Origin of the sequence: Leptospira adleri, from assembly GCF_002811985.1 — a bacterium.
In the GTDB taxonomy this organism is placed as follows: Bacteria; Spirochaetota; Leptospiria; order Leptospirales; family Leptospiraceae; genus Leptospira; species Leptospira adleri.
In genome coordinates this window covers 1-2,500 of record NZ_NPDU01000091.1, presented here as the reverse complement: position 1 = coordinate 2,500, position 2,500 = coordinate 1, and the positions used below count along the sequence as shown (strand labels likewise).

General features: G+C 40.4%; 4 protein-coding genes. All 4 read right to left on the bottom strand.

Features of this window, described 5'->3' with window-relative positions:
• Positions 1-120 precede the first annotated feature (120 nt).
• The 4 genes from CH376_RS21395 to CH376_RS24095 all read right to left on the bottom strand — a co-directional run bounded on the left by CH376_RS21395 (position 121) and on the right by CH376_RS24095 (position 2,164).
• The gene (locus tag CH376_RS21395) at positions 121-657 is read right to left on the bottom strand and encodes a c-type cytochrome (RefSeq protein ID WP_100783883.1); all 537 of its coding nucleotides are present in this window, start codon (positions 655-657) and stop codon (positions 121-123) included.
• A 748-nt stretch (positions 658-1,405) separates the two neighbouring features.
• On the bottom strand, positions 1,406-1,561 hold the full coding sequence (locus CH376_RS24480; protein ID WP_207767155.1) for an HPP family protein: 156 nt from the start codon (positions 1,559-1,561) through the stop codon (positions 1,406-1,408).
• Complete coding sequence (locus tag CH376_RS24915; protein ID WP_420843577.1) at positions 1,558-1,755, bottom strand: HPP family protein; 198 nt, start codon at positions 1,753-1,755, stop codon at positions 1,558-1,560. The genes CH376_RS24480 and CH376_RS24915 overlap by 4 nt, the downstream gene beginning before the upstream one ends.
• Positions 1,756-1,810: 55 nt before the next feature.
• The gene (locus CH376_RS24095; protein WP_125231896.1) at positions 1,811-2,164 is read right to left on the bottom strand and encodes an H/ACA ribonucleoprotein complex subunit GAR1/NAF1; all 354 of its coding nucleotides are present in this window, start codon (positions 2,162-2,164) and stop codon (positions 1,811-1,813) included.
• Positions 2,165-2,500 lie beyond the last annotated feature (336 nt).

Sequence of the window (2,500 nt, the reverse complement as noted above, 5' to 3'; positions counted from 1 at the left end):
AACGGGCGAGGCGAAAAGGTAATTCGTTTAGATCTTATTTTTCGGTTTTCTAAAATTTTATTTGGATGAGCTAGAAAAACGGATTGAGGAGGATCAATCCGTTTTTCTTTCCAAGTTACCTCAGTTCAGGATTGGTTCCGGAACTTTGTTGCTTACCGCAGGAATCGACTTGAGATAAGCATAGATATCTTTGAGATCCTCATCGGTTAAAGAATTTAAACTTTCTCCCATAATCGGCGCCATTGGAGGAAGTAAGGATCTTCCGACTCCCATTCTTTTTTGTGTACGTATGGTTTGGATAAACATTTCTTCCGTCCAACCTCCGATTCCAGTCTCCTTATCCGGAGTTAAGTTTTTCGCAAAAGTAACTCCCCAGGGGCCGACAGTAGCGGTAAGATCTCCCGCAAACAGGATCCAAGGACTTCCTTTGAAACTTTTGTATTCGGGTAGTTTGTTTGTTTCCAGATAGCCGGCGAGGTGTTTGGAGGTATTAGGAACAGGACCTTGCGGGGTCATGCTCTTGGACGTATGACAGTCGGCGCAACTTCCTAACTTCACTAATTTTTCTCCCCGTTTGACGCGGGCTGAATTTTGATCTTGGGAACAATTTGCGAAGATTGCAAAAGCCAAAATCAGTAATGAGATTCTAGTTTTCATGTTTTTTCCTCTTTGAGTTTTATGATTCTCATTCAGATAATCAATGTTAGCTGAATGACTTTGATTGAGTGAATTGAATTCACTCAGTCTTCGAAATGGCTCTTATGATATGAGCCGAGCCACCTCCAAATTTGAATTTGGAGCACTCTTGGGATGGAGAGAATAAATTTCACTTTAAAAATAAATAATTTATTCTTTAGATATCGATCGTTACATTACAAAAATTAATATTAGGAAGTTATTTATAATATTGATCGTAGCTTATAGGGAGACTGCTGAATCGAGACGTCGTGGAATCTCATTCTTCATTTGAGTCCTTTTAAGGTTTAGGAGAGAATCGCGCAGGGAGCGCGTTTTATTCTAAGAACATAATTTTTAAACAATTCAATTGAACGCTTCAAAAGAGAATCGGTTTGATCTTTCAGATGAGGAAAATTTCGGTAAAAGATGAAAAGATTGAACGCTATTTCACGAATTCACTTACGGAAAGTGAGACTTTATTTATAATTTATTTTCTATTTCATAATAGACGCTGACGGCAGCGGCTCCTTCTTTGCTCGAAAAAGGAGCGGAGTCAAATCACAAAACTCTTACGTATGGATTCGAAGCGTTTATGATTATCTCCAGAACTTTGGGTATAGACGATTCTTTCCTAAGTTGTTGAAAACAATCGCTAAGATGAGAAGCAGAAAAGATCCAAACAGAGCCGGGGTTAAAAGAAACTCCCAGTTTGCGTTTCCTATAAGAATTACGATCGTTCGGCGCCGGCGGGAGATGCGGTATTTGTGAACTGCATGAGAGCGATGGAAGTGGCGACTGCAATTGCGAGAGCATACCAGTCGTTTCCGAATAGAGTGAGGAAGAGAAGTCCGACCAGGATGAAATCAGATGACCACCGATTCAATTTCTTGGTTGAGAAAAAGGGCTCTCGGGCACTCCGAATAGAAGGGCGCAAATACCGCCGAACGGGGCCATTAGCAAAGGATAGTCTAAGGTTTTAGAAAGGAGGGCGATGATCGATACTCCGATCGTTCCACCGATCCAAGAAAAAAAGATATGGATGTTGTTCGGTCTGGGCGGAGAATTTGAATCCGTCAACGATCGTAAAAGGATCGGATTTTTTTCTTGGCGGATTTATGCAGTGATTTTGCCTCTAAGGAAACGTTCGCAAATAGCAGCGGTCGGGATGATTCAAAATGTATTTTAGAATTTTATCGTTAATGGCGATGATTGCACTCTTCGGATCCTTCGCATTTGAATTACAAATCTCAGTTTCGAAAGGATCTTCGACCCTTGATAAAACTTCGTCTAAGATGGCTTCTTTGCTTTCGAAGCAATAACATGCGCTTTCTTGAATAGATTGCTGGCGCTTGCGATTTCCGTCATGGAAGTGGGCATGTAGCCGTTTCTGCGAAATAGACTCAAAGGAGGCGGTGATAATTTCCTCTTTTTGATTTTTTCCATTCATAGAAATAAATATTTGACCAAACGTTTGGTCAAATATCATGAAAAATTCGGTTCTCGATCGAAAATTATAGACGGAGAGAATCCACTTTCGATGAAATTCTTTATCAAATCCGATTCTTGACAAAGTTGCGATCAAACAGATATGGATCGAAATTGGAGAGAAATTCTTAAAAAATAAGTTAAAGACTCAAAGCCGCTTTTCAACTTATCCCGCACTCATTGCGAAACATTATTCAAGGAAGATATTTTGTGGGAGCTACTGCAAAATCTAAAGTAATTTTCACCGGGAAAAATACGGAACTCCATATCAAGACTCGTCCTAACGGAATTCTTACCGTAAAAAAGTTCGCGGCCCCCACCCTCATCGGGTGGAGGA

Coding starts and splice junctions, on each gene's coding strand:
- CH376_RS21395 (WP_100783883.1), bottom strand. CDS start 657: ATGAAAACTAGAATCTCATTACTGATTTTGGCTTTTGCAATCTTCGCA.
- CH376_RS24095 (WP_125231896.1), bottom strand. CDS start 2,164: ATGATATTTGACCAAACGTTTGGTCAAATATTTATTTCTATGAATGGA.